This is a genomic window from Prosthecobacter sp. SYSU 5D2 (assembly GCF_039655865.1).
GTDB lineage: Bacteria > Verrucomicrobiota > Verrucomicrobiia > Verrucomicrobiales > Verrucomicrobiaceae > Prosthecobacter.
The window spans coordinates 171,691-188,572 of sequence record NZ_JBBYXL010000006.1; the positions used below are offsets into that span (position 1 = coordinate 171,691).

Consider the following 16,882-nt stretch of genomic DNA (forward strand, 5'->3'; position numbering starts at 1 on the left):
CATGGCCCAGTTTCCCAAAGAACAAGATGAAGAAGGCGGCTTTCAACGGCAGGAGGACGCGTTCCGGCATTTTGTCACCTCCGGAGAAGGCGGTGAGTTTCCTGCGGAAGCCGGACGCTATCATCTCTACATCTCTCTGGCCTGCCCTTGGGCTCACCGGACGCTGATCGTCCGTCATCTGCTTGGGCTGGAGGATGTGATCACGGTCACCGTTGCTGATCCTGTTCGTGATGAACGTGGCTGGGCCTTTCGTGAAGGAGAAGGGCACTCCGGGGATGAGGTCAACGGCTTTCAGTTCCTTGCCCAGGCTTATCAAGCCAGCGACCGGGACTTTTCAGGGCGCGTCACTGTTCCGGTTCTTTGGGACCGTCACAAGAAGACCATCGTCAACAATTCGGAGGACGATATCTGCCAGATGTTCGCCCAGGCCTTCCGGCAATTCCACACCCGTGAATGCGATCTGTTTCCTGCTGCCTTGCAGGACCGCCAAACTGCTCTCAGCACCTTCATTTATGAGAAGGTTAACAACGGTGTTTACAAGGCCGGCTTTGCAACCACGCAGATCGGTTATGCCAAAGCCGCCGGTGAGGTTTTCAACGCCCTGGATGAACTGGAGAACCGGCTATCCAATCGACGCTTTTTGTTAGGCGATACCTTTGTCGAAACAGACTGGCGGCTGTTTTGCACCCTCATCCGCTTTGATGCCGTTTATCATGGCCATTTCAAATGCAACCTCCGGCAGATTCGTGACTACGGGCACCTGTCCACTTATCTCCGCCGTCTGTACCATCAGCCAGGCATTGCTGAGACCGTCAGCTTTGACCACATCAAGCGGCATTATTACATGACCCATGAAGACATCAATCCCACCCGGATTGTGCCGGTGGGGCCTGACCTTTCCTGGTTGGAAAAACCGGTGCTTTAAGGTTCCTTTGCAGAACCCCTGGAGGCAGATTTGGGAGTGGGCTTGCCGGAGTTTGCAGCCGATGTGTCCTTGCTTTTCACTTTGAGTTCTGCCAGTTCCTCCATCAAGGGAAATTGGACCATTACACAGCCGCCGCCGCTTGGACGGGAACGGTTGCCGATGGTCAGGGTGGCATGGATGCGGTCGGCAATGCGTTTTGCCGCTGCCAGACCCACTCCAAGGGCTGCGGAAGGCGGCTCATTTCCAGGTCTCATGTATGGCTGGAATTTACGCCGCAGATAGTCTTCTGAAAAACCGGGGCCGTCATCTTCCACCCGCATGACAATCCGCTGCATCTCCTCATAAATTTTCACCTCGATACGGCCCGTCTGAGGGGTGAAGCAGACCGCATTGGAGAGGACGGCATCCACGATCTGGTGGATGGCAAAAGGCAGTGCCACAGGCACGGCGAGCGGCAGGGCGGGCGCGGACAGCACCAACTCCACCAGCTTGCGCTTGGCCGTGACATACCACTTCCCGGCCATAGACTTCAGATCATCTGTCGTCAGTCCCGAGGTGACTTCTGAGCCGCTTTCATAATCTCCAGTCTGCTGGTGCAAAAAGTCTTCGATGGAGGCCAGCATGCGCTCCGTATCCTTGGAGGCCTCCTTGCTCAGGGCGATCCGGGTTTCCGGCGCTTTGGCATCCGAGAGATCCTGAATTTTGGAGAGAAACAGGTAAATGCGCTGCAACGGCTTGTGCCACTCATTGGCGATGATATGAAGTGTCCGCTGGCGCTCCTCCACCTGCCGGAGATGGCGGAGCTGGCTGCGGTGCAGGTCCACATGGGTACGAACCCGGGCCAGGAGTTCCGCCTTGTTAAAAGGTTTCGGTACATAGTCAATGCCGCCTTTGGCAAAGGCCTTCATGATGGACTGGTGCTCTGTGTCTGCTGACAGGAAAACGATAGGGATGTTTTGGGTCTCCGGATTTTCCTTGATCTGCTCACACACCTGGAAACCGTCCATTTCAGGCATCACTACATCAAGCAAGATCAGATCCGGACGCCTGGCTTTCAGTGATTTTAATGCCTCCCGGCCACTCTCCGCTGTTGACACTTGGAAACCGTCAAAGGTGAGCACCTTTTTGACGATTTGCAGATTTCGCACCTGATCATCCACTACCAGGATCAGAGCCGGTTCCGTCGCGGTTTTGGAGGAGGGCGCTTCGGATGTTGCATTTTTGCTGCGGGTCGCTGTCTGGGGAGTGCTCACGATCTTGTTCTCCAGGGTTTTAGAAGCGGTTAAATCAGGAGGCTGTCTGCTTTTTAACATGGCATGCGGCTTTTTCAAGCGAGTGGAAGTGAGAAGTTCCGGGCATCTGATCCAAGGCGACAAACACCCCGGCTTATGGGTTATCGTGCATTTGGCCGGTCATGGATGTATAAGAGTTTGAAAGAGCGATTTACACCCCGTGCTGGGGAGCAAATTTGTCCCTGCCTGGCTTCACGCCCGCCCGGACTCCAGAATCTGGTTCACCGCATTTTGGATGCGGGCCCCATACACCGGATGGCGGACAAATTCTTCCCAGGTCAGCTCCAAACGCTCACACCATGTCAGGCTGCCATAGCTGCCTGGCAGGTTAAAGCGCTGGTCGGTTCCGATGAGGTCCGTGCACATCAGCACTGCCAGCAGGCAGGGGGTGTCGAAAAGGGCTCTTTGCAGCTTCACCAGCAGGTCACTGGACAGCGTTTCGGGCGGCTCCTCATTCCATCCGGCAAAAGCCAGCAGGTTTCGCAGATCCCCCGGCATTTCTGCCCCGGCAGTCTCCAGTCCCTCTCTCAGACGCGCATAGACGGCTGCGACGGGCGCGTGATCATGGTTTCCATAGGATACCAGACTCAGTTCCCGGAATGACGATTCGTTAAGCAGGCGGCCTTCGTCATCTTTTTCCAGCAGAGGGAAGGTCAGGTTCGGCATTTGCAGGTCATCCAGGGTTCGTCGCATGTAGTCAGGCATCATTCCCATCAGCTCCGCCATCAGCCCCATTTCCCCCGCAGCCTCCTGCATGACGGTGATCAGCTCACGCCCCTGGAGTTCGTTCATGGCTGCCGTTGTCTCCTCCTCATCCGGTCCGGGGACAAAGCGAGGGAGCCGCCCGTTTGTTTTCAGCAACGCCTCCTCCTCACTGAGGGTGGCAAACTCCGCGTGTTGCGAGCCGCCCTGCCATGGGAACATGTAGGCGCGGAAGTAGCCCCGCAGATGATCCAGCCGGCAGATGTGAAAAAATCTGGACTCGGAACGTAGCCGGCCGCGCAGCCAGGCAAAATTCTCGGACCGGTGATTCTCCCACCGGTAGGGTGGCAGCCCCCAGTTCTGGCCCCAGCGCTCAGAATCCTTGTTGGTATCAAAATACGAAACGGGCCGTGTGCCCATGCTCCACTCGGTATCGAATAGGTCGGGATGGCACCACACGTCCGCGCTGCTGCGAGAGACCCCAAAGGACATCTCCCCCATGAGTCGCACACCCTTGGCATCCGCATAGGCGCGCACCTCGCTCCATTGCCGCTGGGCCACCCACTGGATGTAGGCGAACGAACGTCTCAGCCGCTCCAGCCGCGCTCTCTCCGGATGCGCTGCAATCCAGGACTCCGCGCTCGCGACCTTATGATGCTCCGGCCGCCATTGCTCCCAGTGGGCATTGTTTTCATATTCATGCACCAAGGTGCGAAACAGGGTGAATCCCGGCAGCCAGTCTGACTCTTTTTGTTGGAACTGCTGAAACTCCCCGGCCAGCTCTGCCGGCATGTCTTCTGCGGCATCAAAATCAACGGCCGCCTCCATCAGGACCTGCAGTTTCAGGGCATGCACGGACAGGTGTTTTACGGCCCCTTCACGCAGCTGGATGAGCCAGGCATCTGAGGCCAGGCGTTGCAGAGTCTCTTGCTTCAGGCCGGGCACGCGGTCCGGTTCAAGCGTCAGCAAGGCGGGGGAAAGCGCCCGAGAACTGATGGGATTGTAGGGGCTGTGATCCCCGATCGTTTCATGGATGGGCAGGATTTGCAGCACTGCAAAATGGTGGTCTGCACAGAAGTCCAGGGTTTCCATCACAGCACGCGTATCGCCGATGCCCATGTCACCCGTACGGCGCATGGCAAACACAGGCACAAGCAGGCCGGCAAGTCTTTTGGGAAGTGGAGGGGGAGGTGGCATATTGTAAAACAATGCGGTTAAACGGAGTTCCAAAAACGGCGCTGGCGGTAAACAGCGGACATTTTGAATGTCCTCCGTTACCGCCAGGCTGGTATTGAGCAGAACAGGCCGGCTCAAAAGGAGGTTTACTTCTTCTGGGCTTCCTGAACCTGGTTCAGGTGGGCACGCAAGGTGGGCAGCATCTTGGCGGCCCAGGCTTTGACTTCCGCGTCCTCGGAGTCCTCGGCTGCGTCTTCAAACAGAGCAATGGACTCCTTATGATCATCTTCAAGCTGGGCCAGGAAGGCTTTGTCAAAGCCGTCACCTGTTGGCTCATTTTCCAGGTCCTTCATTTCTTCAGTGTCCTGAGGATCCGTCACGACCGAAATCATGACGCCTTTGGACTTGGCCAGAGCAGCAAGCTCGGTGTTGGCAGCGCCATGGTCAGCCACCATTTTTTCAGCGATGGCCCTGACGTCTTCACGTGCCGATTTCTTCACACCCAAAGCGGCGATTTGAGCCTCTCCCAGCCCCATTTGTGAGGCTGCCTTCACAAACTTTTCATCAGAGGCATTGAGGATGCTTTTGGGATCTGCGGAATGGCCGGGGGTGGCCATGATGGTGAGGCTGGCAAAGGCGCAGAGCAAGGCTGCGGCCAGAGCAGGAACGGAATAGTTTTTCATAATTATTTGATTGTTACAAGGTTGTTTAGCCTGCCCTCAGCGAGTCAGGCAGACACCCCTAATTCGCCACGCTCTGATTCAATGGACGTATGGGATTGCTGACATTCGCGTGCACGGAAATGAGGCAAAGCCAAATGCCCGCCGCCTTGCGAATCCATGGACGCATCTATGAAAAAGCCAACCCAATCCAACGATGAAGACCAGGACTCCCAGCTTGGGGGCACCGACCAGATCGAGCAGCTTGCTGCCGACATTGCCCATGAAGAAGACCACACCCAAGTGACTGACGAGGACCGCAAGAAGGCGGTGGAGCAGATGGTCGAAAGGTCCCCTGCCCCGCCACCGAAGATCAATCAAGACTGAGTCCCGGCCAGTCAGCCCCCAGCCTTCCCATGCTGACTTCCCCCCCCCACCTGCGAGTCATGACTTACAATGTTCATGGCTGCGTGGGCATGGATGCCCAGCAGGATGAAAAGCGTATCGCGGACGTTATCGCCACCTTCCAGCCGGATGTTGTGGCGCTGCAGGAACTGGATGTAGCGCGTTCGCGGAGCCGCGGGGTGGACCAGGCGCGCATCCTGGCGGACCGGCTGAAAATGAATTTCTACTTCCACCCGGCGCTGAGCCACCTGTCTGAGCATTATGGAGATGCCATTCTGAGCCGGCTGCCGATGACGCTGGTTAAAAAAGGCATTCTGCCGACCACCACATCGCGGCTTGCCTTTGAACCGCGGGGCGCACTGCTGGTCAGGCTGGAAGTGGACGGGCAGCCGGTCTTCCTGCTGAACACCCATCTTGGCCTTAGCTGGGATGAAAGGCTGGCCCAGACAGAAGCGCTGCTGGGTCCTGAATGGATGGGCAGACCTGGCGGCCAGGCCCGCTTCATCCTTTGCGGCGACCTCAATGCCATCCCCGGTTCTCTCGTTCATCGCACTTTCAAGAGCCGTCTCCAGGATGTGCAGTCCTGGACATTCCTGACGCGACCCCGTGCCACCTTTCCCTCCCGCATGCCCCTGGTCAGGCTGGACTATATTTTTATCAATGAAGGGCTGGCTGTGCAAGATGTGCAGGTGCCGAACAACATGCTGACCCGCAACGCCTCTGACCACCTCCCGCTGATTGCGGACCTTGTGCTGGCCTGATTTCACATCTGGGAGCGCAGCACGCCGGCCGCATGGCCGATGATTTTTTCACTGAGAGGCCGCTTGCGCCATGCAGCCCAGGTAATCTCCCTGGATTCCGCTTTGTCCCGCTCAAAGATGTCCAGGTGCTGCCAGGCAAAGCCATGATCCAGAACGTTCAGATTTGCCTCCTCGTTGAGGCACAGGGAACGGTCATCAAGATTGCAGGAGCCAACGGAAACCCATTGCTCATCCACAATGAAATACTTGCTGTGCAGCAACGCGGGCTGATATTCATAAAACTTTGCTCCAGACTTCATGAGCCCGCCCCAACGTGCGCGGCCCACATACCTGACCACCCGCTGGTCAATGCGCTCGCTCGGAGCTATGATTTCCACACTCACGCCGCGTGCGAGAGCCTTTTTCAGCAGGTTGATGACCAGCATGTCAGGCACAAAATACGGATTTACAATCCGGATGGAATGCCGCGCGGCGGCAATGGAAAGCAGGAACATCAGCCGGGCGCTGTCCGCACCTTCGCTGACCGAGCTTTTCAACATCTGGCACTTCTTGTCACCACAGGCTTTCAGCTCAGGAAAGTAAAGATCCCCGTGGAGCACCTGCGAGCGTGTTTGCATCCAGTTGTCCAGAAAGGCCTGCTGCATCTGCGCCACGACCGGCCCCTGGATCTCGTACTGGGTGTCCCGCCAGTGGTCAGGCCGGTCTGCATTTCCGTCCCAAAGGTCAGAGATGCCGGCTCCTCCTGTATAACCAATGCGTCCGTCAATGATCAGAAGCTTGCGGTGCGTGCGATGATTAAAGTGGGCCAGATTAAACCGGCGAAAAATCTCCAGTTCCACACCGCACTTGGCCATGCGTTTCACAAAGGCGCTGTCTATGCAGTTGCAGCCCATCGCATCCTGAAGGAAATGCACCTTCACTCCGGCACCGGCACGTTCGCAAAGGGCATCGGCAAAAGCCTTGGAAACCTCCCCTTTGGTGAAGACAAAACTCTCAAAGGTAATGCTGTGCTGAGCACTGCGGATGGAATCGAGCATGCAAGGGAAGAATTCCGCCCCATTTTCCAGCACGGTGATTTTGTTTCCGTCCACGAGCGGCGGCCCCATGAGCTGGCTCATCACCCGTTCGAACGCCGGATCGGCCACCGCGTAATCCGTGTCAATGTCATGGGTAATTCTCTTCTCCGTCTCTAAAAAATTCTTGCTGAAGATGACCGCCGCGCCTCCGCTGAGGATTGCCGTGGCGGCAAACCGCATCCATCCGTGGGCGGATTCGGCCTCATTCCCGGACTGCGAAAACGGCCATGCGGCCACGGCTTCATCCTTTAGAGTTTGCAGGGTAGGCGGGAGGCGCATAGACATTGAAGGTCAGTACAGATTCGTCAAAGTTGTTATAAAAGCGGTGCGGTGTACGTGCAGGAATGACGACAAACTCGCCTTTCTGCAGAGTTATTTTTTCGTCACCTATCTCCCCGCTCACCCGGCCCTCGATAACGAGCAGCACCTGGTCGCTTTCAGGGTGGTCCTCAGCCTCGACACCAGTATCCCGCCCCGGTTCCAGACGCATCATGGCCACCTGGGTCTGGTCCGTGGTATGGAGGGCTTCAAACCACTGCTGGAAGTTGGTGACGCTCTGCGGCTTCATATTTCCTGATTCGCGTTGAACCCGGGAAGTGCGCGTAAAAATAATTGAGGTTTCCCGATTGCAGAATGCACGCGCCGGACAATTCACCGCCGATTTCAATCATGTATGACACTCTCCCTGAATCCCGAACATTTGAAACGATACAAGCAGGTGGTCGCTTTGCTCATCAAGTATGGGCATGGGGATCTGGTCAAGAATGCCCCCATTGTGGATGATCCGCTGGAGTTTGCTCCGCCGCCTCCCGTGCCGCCAGGGGCTAAGGAACTGGCCAAGGACCTTGAAGCCCTGGGCCCCACGTTCATCAAACTCGGCCAGCTTCTTTCCACCCGCTCAGACTTCATTCCGCCTGCTTACATGGAGGGTCTGAGCATGCTTCAGGACCATATCAAACCGTTTCCTTATGAAAAGGTGGAGGCGATCGTTGCGGTTGAAATCGGTGCCCGTATTTCCAAGGCGTTCAAATCTTTTGATGAAACGCCCATGGCGGCAGCCTCCCTGGGCCAGGTGCACTACGCGGTCTTGCGGAGCGGGCAGGAAGTGGCCGTGAAGGTGCAACGTCCGGACGTCCGTGAGCATGTGGCCACGGACTTGGCCGCGCTGGCCGAGATCGCCGAGTTTTTAGACAAGCATACAGATGCCGGACGCCGGTTTGAATTTACCAAAATCGTCAACGAACTGCGCAAAGCCCTCCTGCGCGAGCTGGATTACCGCCTCGAAGCGCAGACCATGCGGATGATGCGGGAAAAGCTCTCTGAATTTACCCGTCTGGTCATCCCCGCGCCGATTGATGATTACTCCAGCGGCCGGGTGCTGACCATGGAGTATGTGGACGGGTCCAAGGTGACCAAACTCCATCCTCTGGGCCGGATGGAAATTGACGGTGCGGGCCTGGCGGAGGAAGTCTTCAAATCCTACCTCCATCAAATCCTGGTCATGGGCGTTTTCCATGCTGATCCGCATCCAGGCAATGTCTTCCTGACGGTGGACAACCGTGTGGCGCTGCTGGATTTTGGCATGGTCGCCCGCATCGGACCGGACATGCAGGACAGCCTGCTGAAGCTGCTCATTGCCATCAGCGATGGGCAGAGCGACCGCGCCGCGGCCGTGGCCCAGAGCATGGGAACAGAAAGAGACGGTTTTGACGAGGTGAAATTTCGCCGCGACATCGCAGAGATCATCAGTCAGCAGCAGGGGGCCACGGTGCAGGAGATGCAGGTGGGCAAGATCGTCATGCGCGTCACCCAGGTCGCAGCGGACACAGGCCTGAGCATGCCAGAGGAACTGACCATGCTGGGCAAGACGCTGCTGAATCTGGACCTTGTGGGCCGCACCCTAGATCCTGAATTTGACCCGAATGAATCCATCCGCCGGAATGCGGCCAAGCTCATGCAGGAAAAGACCTTCAAGAGCCTTTCCCCTGGCAATCTGATCAACTCGCTGCTGGATGCGAAAGAGCTCATTGAGAAGCTGCCGGGCCGGCTCAACCAGTTCCTGGAAGTGGTGGCCTCCAACAAGCTCAAAATCCACCTGGATACCATTGATGAAAAGGTCGTCATGACCGGTCTGCAAAAGGTGGCCAACCGCATCACGCTTGGCCTGATTCTCGCCTCCATGATCATGGGAGCCTCCCTGCTCATGCGGATTGAGACCAGTTTCCGCATCTTGGGTTATCCAGGCTTTGCGATGGTGCTTTTCTCCCTGGCATGCGGGGGTGGCCTGGCCCTGGCCTGGCAGATCATGCGCAGCGATTTCAGAACGAAGTAGGGGCCTTTTCTTTTGCTCATCTGCCTGTCCGGCCGCTGGCGGAAAGTTTCCGCCGGCTGCCTTTCAACCTTCGTTGCAGAAGTACGAGGACTGATGCCTCCTCCGGTTTCAGCCGTGAAAGGGAGCGGTCAATCTTCACCGCAATGCTTTTGGTTAGCGTGGCGATGGTCTGGCCTTCGAAATAGGAATCCAAAATGGCGGGATGGACATAGCACTTGCGGCACACCGCGGGTGTGTTGCCCAGCATTCTGGATACGGCTTCCACGGCTATGACCACGTTCTTTTTGGCCTCTTTTTCTGAGGTCACTTCCTCAAACTCGCGCAGGGCGATAGCGGCCAGCACCGTGCCGGCCCAGGTGCGATAATCCTTTGCCGTGAAGTCCTGACCGGTGATCTCCCGCAGATAGCGGTTCACATCCTCAGATCCCACATCCCGGGTCTGGCCGTCCTCATCCTGATAGCCAAACAGTTCCTGTCCAGGCAGGTCCTGGCAGTGTTTCACAATGCGGGCAAGCTGGCGGTCACGCAGGCTGATCTCATGCTCCTTGCCGCTTTTGCCACGGAACTGAAACCTGATTCCCTCCCGCGAAATTTTCACATGCTTGTTGTGCATCGTGGTCAGGCCGTAGGACTTGTTGGTGCGGGCATACTCATCATTGCCGACACGGATCAGTGTCGTCTCCAGCAGTTTCAGCACCGTGGCCAGCACCTTTACCCGTGGGAGGCCGGGCTTTTCCAGATCTTTTTTTATCTGGCGGCGGATCTTTGGCAATGCTCGGGCAAAATCCACCATGTGCTGAAACTTGTTTCCATCCCGGTGCTCACGCCACTTGGGATGATAGTGATACTGCTTCCTTCCGCGCGCGTCCCGGCCTGTGGCCTGCAAGTGGCCTTTTTCTGAGGGGCATATCCACACGTCCGTCCACGCTGGGGGGAGAACCAGGGCCCTGATGCGGCTCAGCACCCCCTCGTCGGTAATGCGTTTGCCACCGGCATCCAGATATACAAACGAGTCGCCCAATTTGCGGCGGGTCAGCCCCGGCCGACGGTCGGTGGTGTAGCTGAGGCCCGCCTCCCTGGCATCTGCCTTTTCTGCGGACAGCGCCTTTTGATCAGCCGTTGATGATTTCGCCTCCATTGGGATGCAGCACCTGTCCGGTCATGTAAGAGGCTTCGGCTGAGGCCAGGAAAACAAAGCAAGATGCTACCTCGTTTGGCTGGCCAGCACGGCCCATGGGAACGTCGGAGCCAAAGGTCTCCACCTTTTCCTCAGGAAAGGTGGCAGGGATCAAAGGTGTCCAGATAGGGCCGGGAGCCACTGCATTGACACGAATGCCCTTTTTCACCACCGAATGGGCCAGCGCGCGGGTGAATGACACAATGGCCCCCTTGGTGGCTGAATAATCAATCAGCGAGGCACTGCCGCGATAGGCGGTGACTGAAGTGGTGTTGATGACAGAGCTGCCCTGCTTGAGATGCGGCAGCGCCGCCTTGGTCAGAAAAAAGCAGCCGTAAACATTGGTCCTGAAGGTGCGCTCAAGCTGCTTTTCCGTGATGTCTTCCAGGCTCTCTTGTGGATGTTGCGCGGCCGCATTGTTCACCACGATGTCGAGCCGCCCCCATTGCTGGATGACTTTGGCGATGGCGCGTTTGCAAAAAGCCTCGCTGCCGATGTCTCCAGCGATGGCCAGGGCATCGGCACCAGCTTCCTTCACCAAGCGCACGGTTTCATCAGCGTCGCGTTTTTCATTCAGGTGCAGGACGGCCACCTGTGCCCCCTGAGCGGCAAAGGCCAAGGCCACGGCACGCCCGATGCCGCTGTCGCCACCGGAGATCATGGCCACCCTGCCAGCCAGCCGGGGCTGGTGAACGGTGTGGATCACGCCAGATTCTGGCTGGGGGTCCATCAGATATTCCAGGCCGGGTTGCCGGGCCTGTTTTTGACGGGGACGCAGGGGTTTTTTCTTTTGCTGTAATTGGGCCATGATGATGAGGAGGTTGTTACTCCTTCACATCGCGCCGTCTCGCCTTGATGGCCGGATGGAAGCGTTCACAGGCGGCTCACATGACCCATTGATACAACAAGTCCGCTGCTGCCATTACCATGACGGCTCCGGCAGCCATGGACAAAACCCTCTGATATGGCTTCAGCCGCTGCCACCATTCACGTAACTTTTGCCCGGCAGCCCGCAGGCCAACTTCAACCTGGTCCAGCCCCCGAGCCATTGTGCGAAATTCACCTGCCATGAGCGCCAGTCCAAGAGCCATCACCAAAAGGCCCGGCCCGGGCAAAGCAAGAAAAGCCACTCCGGCAGCCACCAACGCAAGGCCGATGCCCAGATATAGAATTCTCTGCCAGATCCCGCTGCCTTTCCGCTCCTCCTGCCGCTTTTCATAAAACTCTTCAAAGCGGCGGCCAGGCTCACTGTCTTTGAATTCATTCCAGAAGGATTTAATGGTCGTGATGAGTGGCATAGGACGCTCTTTATCAACGGAGCAAACCCATTCTCTGCGTGGGTCAATGTTAGCTCAGCTCCAGGCCGGGCTTGAAGTACCTTTCCCCGCTGAGCACGGTTTCCAGGGCGTCCATGAGCTCGGCCGGGGATGAATCCTTCACCAGATAACCCCGGGCTCCACACTCCACCGCCTGCTCCACAAAGGACCTCTCTTCGTGGGCAGAAACCATGAGGATGGGCACTTTGGGATATTTTTGCAGCACCTCTTTCACCATTTCATAGCCTGTTCCATCCGGCAATGTGACGTCCATGATCATGACATCGGGCTCGTCATCGCGCTCAATGTGGAGGCGGGCTTCCTTGATGGAGGCCGCACTCCAGGCCATCTCAAGTTCAGGTGAATCATCCACCAGGCTGCGGTAAACAGCCCGCATGATGGAGTGGTCATCCACGACGGCAATGCGGATCGTTTTGGGGGTGGAATCAGTGAGGTTGGAATTGAAAAGGGACATCGGATGGATTCGGTAAATCTTATGGAAGCGCGTTTATGATTGAAGCGAAAAAACGGGCCGAACTCAGAATAGGTGGCGTCTTTATCCAGCCAGGAACCGCTTAACTCTCCGAGGGGGGGACCGCTGCGATGCCCTTTGGCGTGAGTGAGCCTGCGGCAAAGACTTCAATCATTTTGGCATTGAAGGCGGGGATGTCATCGGGGTTGCGGCTGGTCACCAGACCGTTGTCTTCCACGACTTCTTCATCCACCCACTCTCCACCTGCATTGCGAACATCTGTCTGGATGGCGGGCCAGGAGGTGAGCCGCCGGCCGGTCACCAGGCCGGCTTCGATGAGCAGCCAGGGTCCGTGGCAGATGGCGGCGATGGGTTTTCCTTGGAGACCGAAATCACGCACAAACTCCACCGCCGCCGGGAGAGAGCGGAGAGTGTCCGGATTGGCCAGGCCGCCGGGGAGCAGCAGGGCGTCAAAATCTTCCGGGTCCGCGAGATCCAGGCGGATGTCGGAGTCAAAAAGGTCGCCCTTTTCATCGTGATGCATGCCCTGGATTTCACCGGCTTCAGGCGAGACGATGCTGACCTTGGCGCCGGCCAGCTCAAGGGCGCGCATGGGTTTTTCCAATTCTGACTGCTCAAAGCCATCCGTGGCCAGAATCGCGACATGTTTGCTGTGAAGGGGGGTTTTCATTGCAGTACCATTCGGACGCAGCCCTTTTGTTGGCCGGGTCAAAATGGATCCGCAATGAAGCCGAGTTTATCACCCGGCCAAGCACAGGGGTGGCACGGCTTAGAACTTGTTCGCCTGGATGACGTCTTTTTCACCCTTGAGGAAGTTCACCAGGTTCAGCGTGGACCGCATGGCCTGGCGGGGCACGCTTTCATAGGTGCGGGAGCCGATGTGCGGGGTGATGAGGGCTTTGGGGTGCTTCAGCAGGGGGTGGTCCGCCGGTGGTGGCTCCTCATCCAGTACGTCCGTTCCATATCCGCCGACTGAACCGGCATCCAGCGCGGCGATCATGTCGGGCATGTGCACCAGTTCGGCACGGGAGGTGTTGACGACCAGGAGGCCGGGTTTGGCCAGGGCGATGCGGTCTGCCCGCACCAAATGGCGGGTGCTCTCGCTGAGGTTGGCGTGCAGGCTCAGGACGTCCACCTGGGCAATCAGGCTTTCGATGGTCTCATGCCGGGAGACATTGTTTTCCGTGGCAAAGGCTTCCGGCCAGTAGATGTCCATGCCGTGGACCTCCATGCCGAAGGCGATGGCGCGTTTGGCCACTTCCTGACCGATGCGGCCCAGGCCGACGATGCCGATTTTTTTGTTCCAGATCTCATTGCCCGTGACGCGCTTCCACTGGCCGGCGCGGACGGAATTGGCGCTGTCCACCAGGTTGCGGACGAGGGCCAGCAGCAGGCAGAAGGTGTGCTCGGCCACGGTGGTGTGATTGACCCCGGGAGTGAAGAGGACCGGCAGCTTGCGGGCGGTGCATTCTTCCACATTGATTTTGTCCAGGCCGATGCCGTATTTGCTGATGACTTTCAGGCGAGGGGCCGACTTGTCCAGAACGGCGGTGGTGATCTCGTCATCGCCGCACAGAAAGGCATCAAAATCTCCGGCCAGTTCCAGCATCTTGCTCTCCGGCAGGGGGCCGCGTTCACGATGAATCTCATAACCCTGCGATTCGAGCAGAGCGTGGTGGTCCCCGGGGGTGTCTTGGTAGCTGGTGGTGGTGAGCAGAACGCGCATGATAAGAGCCTCAGCATGGGCGGATTGCACACTTCGGCAAGGGGCTTTCTGCTCCCTCTCCTCCGCTTTTTAAACCAGCAGCTCGGCGCGGGAGAAATCTGCCACCGTCAGGCGCACGGGCACCTTGCTTCCGGGTTCCAACTGGATTTCAGGAACATCCTCGGAGCGGAAGGCCATGACCACACAGCCATTGGGCAGGGCGGCGTGCCAAGTGCGCGGGCAGTGCTGGCTCTGGATGGTCACGGTCGTCTCGACAGTTTCAGGGATCATGGAGGCGTTATGGGTTCGGCTTTTTTCACGGAGGGCTGGGTACCACCGGACGGACGTTTCTTCTTGGCAGGCCATTTCAAGGCGCTGCTCTCCAGGTGCGTCCGTGCGCCGAGCATGTCCACCGCGCGTTGCAGGACGGTGTCCCGCAGGGCCGGGCGGTCATCTTCAAGCACCTCTCCGGCACTGCGACGGATGTAGGAATCGAGCTCGGGATTTTTCCGGGCGATGAGGGCCGCTTCGTTGTAGCGCAGGCGGCTGTGGTCAAACAGGCTGTCTTTGACCGGACCGGCGGCATCGAAAATCTGCCTCTTGACGCCCGCAGGCAGTTGCAGGGGAAAGTCCGGAGTCACCCCCACCCGGAATAGCGACCGATCATCTCCCAGCAGCATCTCCGCACGGGCAAATCTCAGCAGCCACTGGCTGTCCAAAGGCAGGGTCTCATAGCTGACAGTGCCGCCCTTGGTCTTGCTGCCCACCAGCAGCGCCTGCTTCCGATCCTGAAGCACCGCAGCTATGGTTTCTCCCAGATTGCAGGTTTCCTCATCCACCAGCAAAACCAACGGCTGCGTCCAGACCGGCTCACGGCTGGCGATGAAAAGCTGAGCGTCCTCCCTGCCCACCTGCTTCAGCTTGAACAGCAGTTCGCCACGCGGAATGAAAAGGTCTAGCATGGCCGATGCGGTGGCGAAATTCCCTGCCGGTGCGGCGCTGCGAAGGTCCAGGATCAGATAGGGCACTTTCTCGGCTTGGAACTTCTTCAAATGCGTCTCCATCTGCGCCACCTCGCCCTCCACAAAGTTCAAAGGTCGCAGATAGGCGATCTGCGGCGTCAGCATCTCCGCCAGCAGGGTGCGTTTCATCAGCGGACGTTCCGACTCCACTTTGCTGACGAGCTCCGCCCCCAGGTCCAGCCGCTCGAGCAGACCCTGAAAAGCGGCCCGGTTAAGTTCATCAAAGGTCAGTTCGCTGCCCCGGATGTATTCGCTCCGCAAGATCTGAAAGGCGGTCTGCACAGCGGTTTGCGACACCGCTTCCACCTTTTCCGGCAGGGCCACTTCTGCCGTTGGCACGGCCTCACTCGCCAGGGCAAAGCTGGCCAGGAAGGGCCATGTGAGCATCAGTTTCATAGGCTGGAATTCTTCAGATGGTTCAAAGCATGTACGCTGCCATGGCCGCCATCCCACACATAATAATCTGCGATTGCCGCGCTGACATACTTTTTCGCCGAGGCCACGGCTTCCTCCAGCGGCAGTCCCCTGCCCAGCCCGGTGGCGATGGCAGCCGAATACGTGCAACCCGTGCCGTGCGTCTGCACCCCGGTGATGCGTGGTGAGGTGAACCAGTTTAGCTCCCCCTTTGTACAGAGGACATCCGCCGCTTCCCCCTCCAGGTGCCCGCCTTTCAGCAGCACCGCCGTGCCATACTCTGCCGCCAGCTCCTTCACACACACCAGCATGTCCTCCAGCGTGCGCACCGCCCGCCCCCAAAGCACTCCTGCCTCATCCATGTTGGGCGTGATGACCGTGGCCAGCGGCAGCAGCCTTAGCCGCACGGCCTCAATGGCATCATCCTGCAGCAGCTTGCCCCCGCCCGTGGCCACCATGACCGGATCCACGACCAAAGGCAACCCCGCAGCGGCCAGGGCGGACCAGCTTTCCACCACCGCCTCCACCTGCGCCCGCCCGCCCAGCATGCCGGTTTTCGCCGCCGCGATGGGATAGCCCTCAAAAAGCACGCGGATCTGGTCCGACACCAGTTCCGCTTCCAGCAGCCTCACCAGGGAAACTCTGCCAGGCGTCTCTGAAACCACGCTCGTCAGGGCATTCAGCGCGTAGCCCCCAAGGGCAGAAATTGCCTTCAAATCCGCTTGTACACCGGCCCCGCAACAAGAGTCGGAACCGGCAATGGTCAGGATAGGAGGGGGAGACATGGGGAGCAGTCAACGATGGGCACCTCTCCACGTCAAGCCCACCTTGATCCAGCGTCCCAGCCTTTCATCCGCTCACACGGCCCCCAGACCCCCTCTTGACCTTTTCCCGCCTACCCTTACTCTGTATTCACTATGAATGTCCGCTTCGAGCATCTGACCGGCCTCTCCGTGACTGTGGATGAGGTGCAGTATGACCCGACGCGGCCCGCCCCGCCGGACCGGCCCCATCCCTTCGTCTATCACGTCTCCATCCACAACGCCTCCCAGGAGACCGTGAACATCTTTGGCCGCAAATGGATCGTCCGCGACACGGATGGTGATACCCTCGTTGTCGAAGGCGACGGCGTTGTCGGTCAGTTCCCCAAGCTGGAGCCCGGCCAGACTTTCAGCTACAATTCCTACCATGTGATCAAGGCGGAAAGCACCGCCTCCGGCTCCTTCTTTGGTACCACCACACAGGGCCGCCCGGTCTGCGCCCGTATCCCCGGGTTTGACATGCATCCGCCTTTGCTCGCCTGACACAGGCCTGGTAGTTACAGCCAGCATAGAAGACGGCCATGACGGCCAAGGGGATCTGCTCCAATCTTTGGCTGACGCCCAGGCCACAGCTTCTCCGTGAATAAAAGATCACTGAACACCCCA

General features: G+C 58.2%; 19 protein-coding genes. 5 read left to right on the plus strand and 14 right to left on the minus strand.

Features of this window, described 5'->3' with window-relative positions; translation table 11 throughout:
- Position 1: 1 nt before the first annotated feature.
- Positions 2 to 925, plus strand: a complete 924-nt coding sequence (locus WJU23_RS11690; protein ID WP_346332751.1) for a glutathione S-transferase C-terminal domain-containing protein — start codon at positions 2 to 4, stop codon at positions 923 to 925.
- Here WJU23_RS11690 and WJU23_RS11695 read toward each other — a convergent pair.
- From WJU23_RS11695 to WJU23_RS11705, 3 genes are all read right to left on the minus strand, one after another.
- Complete coding sequence (locus WJU23_RS11695; RefSeq protein ID WP_346332752.1) at positions 922 to 2,178, minus strand: response regulator; 1,257 nt, start codon at positions 2,176 to 2,178, stop codon at positions 922 to 924. The genes WJU23_RS11690 and WJU23_RS11695 overlap by 4 nt on opposite strands.
- Positions 2,179 to 2,409: 231 nt before the next feature.
- Positions 2,410 to 4,116 (minus strand): 4-alpha-glucanotransferase, encoded by a 1,707-nt coding sequence (locus WJU23_RS11700; protein WP_346332753.1) that lies wholly within the window; start codon positions 4,114 to 4,116, stop codon positions 2,410 to 2,412.
- A gap of 125 nt (positions 4,117 to 4,241) precedes the next feature.
- On the minus strand, positions 4,242 to 4,778 hold the full coding sequence (locus WJU23_RS11705) for a DUF4142 domain-containing protein (protein ID WP_346332754.1): 537 nt from the start codon (positions 4,776 to 4,778) through the stop codon (positions 4,242 to 4,244).
- Between the two features lie 168 nt (positions 4,779 to 4,946).
- On the opposite strand from WJU23_RS11705, the gene WJU23_RS11710 reads away from it, so the two are divergent.
- Positions 4,947 to 5,141: a hypothetical protein gene (locus tag WJU23_RS11710; RefSeq protein WP_346332755.1), complete on the plus strand. Its 195-nt coding sequence runs from the start codon at positions 4,947 to 4,949 to the stop codon at positions 5,139 to 5,141.
- Between the two features lie 29 nt (positions 5,142 to 5,170).
- A complete protein-coding gene (locus WJU23_RS11715) occupies positions 5,171 to 5,920 on the plus strand; it encodes an endonuclease/exonuclease/phosphatase family protein (RefSeq protein WP_346332756.1) in 750 nt (249 codons plus the stop codon).
- A gap of 2 nt (positions 5,921 to 5,922) precedes the next feature.
- Here the strand turns inward: WJU23_RS11715 and WJU23_RS11720 are convergent, their stop codons facing one another.
- Both WJU23_RS11720 and WJU23_RS11725 read right to left on the minus strand, forming a co-directional pair.
- Positions 5,923 to 7,275 (minus strand): phospholipase D-like domain-containing protein, encoded by a 1,353-nt coding sequence (locus tag WJU23_RS11720; RefSeq protein ID WP_346332757.1) that lies wholly within the window; start codon positions 7,273 to 7,275, stop codon positions 5,923 to 5,925.
- Positions 7,238 to 7,564, minus strand: coding sequence for a cupin domain-containing protein (locus WJU23_RS11725; protein ID WP_346332758.1), 327 nt, complete (start codon positions 7,562 to 7,564; stop codon positions 7,238 to 7,240). The genes WJU23_RS11720 and WJU23_RS11725 overlap by 38 nt, the downstream gene beginning before the upstream one ends.
- 105 nt (positions 7,565 to 7,669) lie before the next feature.
- Between WJU23_RS11725 and WJU23_RS11730 the strand changes: the two genes are divergently transcribed.
- On the plus strand, positions 7,670 to 9,328 hold the full coding sequence (locus tag WJU23_RS11730; protein ID WP_346332760.1) for an AarF/UbiB family protein: 1,659 nt from the start codon (positions 7,670 to 7,672) through the stop codon (positions 9,326 to 9,328).
- A gap of 16 nt (positions 9,329 to 9,344) precedes the next feature.
- On the opposite strand, the gene WJU23_RS11735 is transcribed toward WJU23_RS11730, so the two are convergent.
- The 9 genes from WJU23_RS11735 to thiD form a co-directional block, all read right to left on the minus strand.
- On the minus strand, positions 9,345 to 10,466 hold the full coding sequence (locus WJU23_RS11735; protein WP_346332761.1) for a DNA topoisomerase IB: 1,122 nt from the start codon (positions 10,464 to 10,466) through the stop codon (positions 9,345 to 9,347).
- Complete coding sequence (locus WJU23_RS11740) at positions 10,441 to 11,313, minus strand: SDR family oxidoreductase (RefSeq protein WP_346332762.1); 873 nt, start codon at positions 11,311 to 11,313, stop codon at positions 10,441 to 10,443. Before WJU23_RS11740 ends, WJU23_RS11735 begins: the two co-directional genes overlap by 26 nt.
- 76 nt (positions 11,314 to 11,389) lie before the next feature.
- Complete coding sequence (locus WJU23_RS11745; protein ID WP_346332763.1) at positions 11,390 to 11,803, minus strand: PGPGW domain-containing protein; 414 nt, start codon at positions 11,801 to 11,803, stop codon at positions 11,390 to 11,392.
- Between the two features lie 49 nt (positions 11,804 to 11,852).
- Complete coding sequence (locus WJU23_RS11750) at positions 11,853 to 12,296, minus strand: response regulator transcription factor (RefSeq protein WP_346332764.1); 444 nt, start codon at positions 12,294 to 12,296, stop codon at positions 11,853 to 11,855.
- 100 nt (positions 12,297 to 12,396) lie between these two features.
- The gene (locus WJU23_RS11755; protein WP_346332765.1) at positions 12,397 to 12,984 is read right to left on the minus strand and encodes a type 1 glutamine amidotransferase domain-containing protein; all 588 of its coding nucleotides are present in this window, start codon (positions 12,982 to 12,984) and stop codon (positions 12,397 to 12,399) included.
- Positions 12,985 to 13,083: 99 nt separating this feature from the next.
- On the minus strand, positions 13,084 to 14,040 hold the full coding sequence (locus WJU23_RS11760; protein WP_346332766.1) for a phosphoglycerate dehydrogenase: 957 nt from the start codon (positions 14,038 to 14,040) through the stop codon (positions 13,084 to 13,086).
- A gap of 69 nt (positions 14,041 to 14,109) precedes the next feature.
- On the minus strand, positions 14,110 to 14,310 hold the full coding sequence (locus WJU23_RS11765; protein ID WP_346332767.1) for a hypothetical protein: 201 nt from the start codon (positions 14,308 to 14,310) through the stop codon (positions 14,110 to 14,112).
- On the minus strand, positions 14,307 to 15,437 hold the full coding sequence (locus WJU23_RS11770; protein ID WP_346332768.1) for a S41 family peptidase: 1,131 nt from the start codon (positions 15,435 to 15,437) through the stop codon (positions 14,307 to 14,309). Before WJU23_RS11770 ends, WJU23_RS11765 begins: the two co-directional genes overlap by 4 nt.
- On the minus strand, positions 15,434 to 16,240 hold the full coding sequence (gene thiD / locus WJU23_RS11775) for a bifunctional hydroxymethylpyrimidine kinase/phosphomethylpyrimidine kinase (RefSeq protein WP_346332769.1): 807 nt from the start codon (positions 16,238 to 16,240) through the stop codon (positions 15,434 to 15,436). The genes WJU23_RS11770 and thiD overlap by 4 nt, the downstream gene beginning before the upstream one ends.
- A 132-nt stretch (positions 16,241 to 16,372) precedes the next feature.
- Here thiD and WJU23_RS11780 point away from each other — a divergent pair, with 132 nt between their 5' ends.
- Entirely contained in the window at positions 16,373 to 16,759 is a 387-nt protein-coding gene (locus tag WJU23_RS11780; protein WP_346332770.1) for an ApaG domain, read from the plus strand.
- The last annotated feature ends 123 nt before the right edge of the window (positions 16,760 to 16,882 follow it).

Bases quoted from the DNA above. Each gene is read 5' to 3' on its own strand.
- WJU23_RS11690 (WP_346332751.1), top strand. From the start codon at position 2: ATGGCCCAGTTTCCCAAAGAACAAGATGAAGAAGGCGGCTTTCAACGG.
- WJU23_RS11700 (WP_346332753.1), bottom strand. From the start codon at position 4,116: ATGCCACCTCCCCCTCCACTTCCCAAAAGACTTGCCGGCCTGCTTGTG.
- WJU23_RS11705 (WP_346332754.1), bottom strand. From the start codon at position 4,778: ATGAAAAACTATTCCGTTCCTGCTCTGGCCGCAGCCTTGCTCTGCGCC.
- WJU23_RS11710 (WP_346332755.1), top strand. From the start codon at position 4,947: ATGAAAAAGCCAACCCAATCCAACGATGAAGACCAGGACTCCCAGCTT.
- WJU23_RS11715 (WP_346332756.1), top strand. From the start codon at position 5,171: ATGCTGACTTCCCCCCCCCACCTGCGAGTCATGACTTACAATGTTCAT.
- WJU23_RS11720 (WP_346332757.1), bottom strand. From the start codon at position 7,275: ATGCGCCTCCCGCCTACCCTGCAAACTCTAAAGGATGAAGCCGTGGCC.
- WJU23_RS11725 (WP_346332758.1), bottom strand. From the start codon at position 7,564: ATGAAGCCGCAGAGCGTCACCAACTTCCAGCAGTGGTTTGAAGCCCTC.
- WJU23_RS11730 (WP_346332760.1), top strand. From the start codon at position 7,670: ATGACACTCTCCCTGAATCCCGAACATTTGAAACGATACAAGCAGGTG.
- WJU23_RS11735 (WP_346332761.1), bottom strand. From the start codon at position 10,466: ATGGAGGCGAAATCATCAACGGCTGATCAAAAGGCGCTGTCCGCAGAA.
- WJU23_RS11740 (WP_346332762.1), bottom strand. From the start codon at position 11,313: ATGGCCCAATTACAGCAAAAGAAAAAACCCCTGCGTCCCCGTCAAAAA.
- WJU23_RS11745 (WP_346332763.1), bottom strand. From the start codon at position 11,803: ATGCCACTCATCACGACCATTAAATCCTTCTGGAATGAATTCAAAGAC.
- WJU23_RS11750 (WP_346332764.1), bottom strand. From the start codon at position 12,296: ATGTCCCTTTTCAATTCCAACCTCACTGATTCCACCCCCAAAACGATC.
- WJU23_RS11755 (WP_346332765.1), bottom strand. From the start codon at position 12,984: ATGAAAACCCCCCTTCACAGCAAACATGTCGCGATTCTGGCCACGGAT.
- WJU23_RS11760 (WP_346332766.1), bottom strand. From the start codon at position 14,040: ATGCGCGTTCTGCTCACCACCACCAGCTACCAAGACACCCCCGGGGAC.
- WJU23_RS11765 (WP_346332767.1), bottom strand. From the start codon at position 14,310: ATGATCCCTGAAACTGTCGAGACGACCGTGACCATCCAGAGCCAGCAC.
- WJU23_RS11770 (WP_346332768.1), bottom strand. From the start codon at position 15,437: ATGAAACTGATGCTCACATGGCCCTTCCTGGCCAGCTTTGCCCTGGCG.
- thiD (WP_346332769.1), bottom strand. From the start codon at position 16,240: ATGTCTCCCCCTCCTATCCTGACCATTGCCGGTTCCGACTCTTGTTGC.
- WJU23_RS11780 (WP_346332770.1), top strand. From the start codon at position 16,373: ATGAATGTCCGCTTCGAGCATCTGACCGGCCTCTCCGTGACTGTGGAT.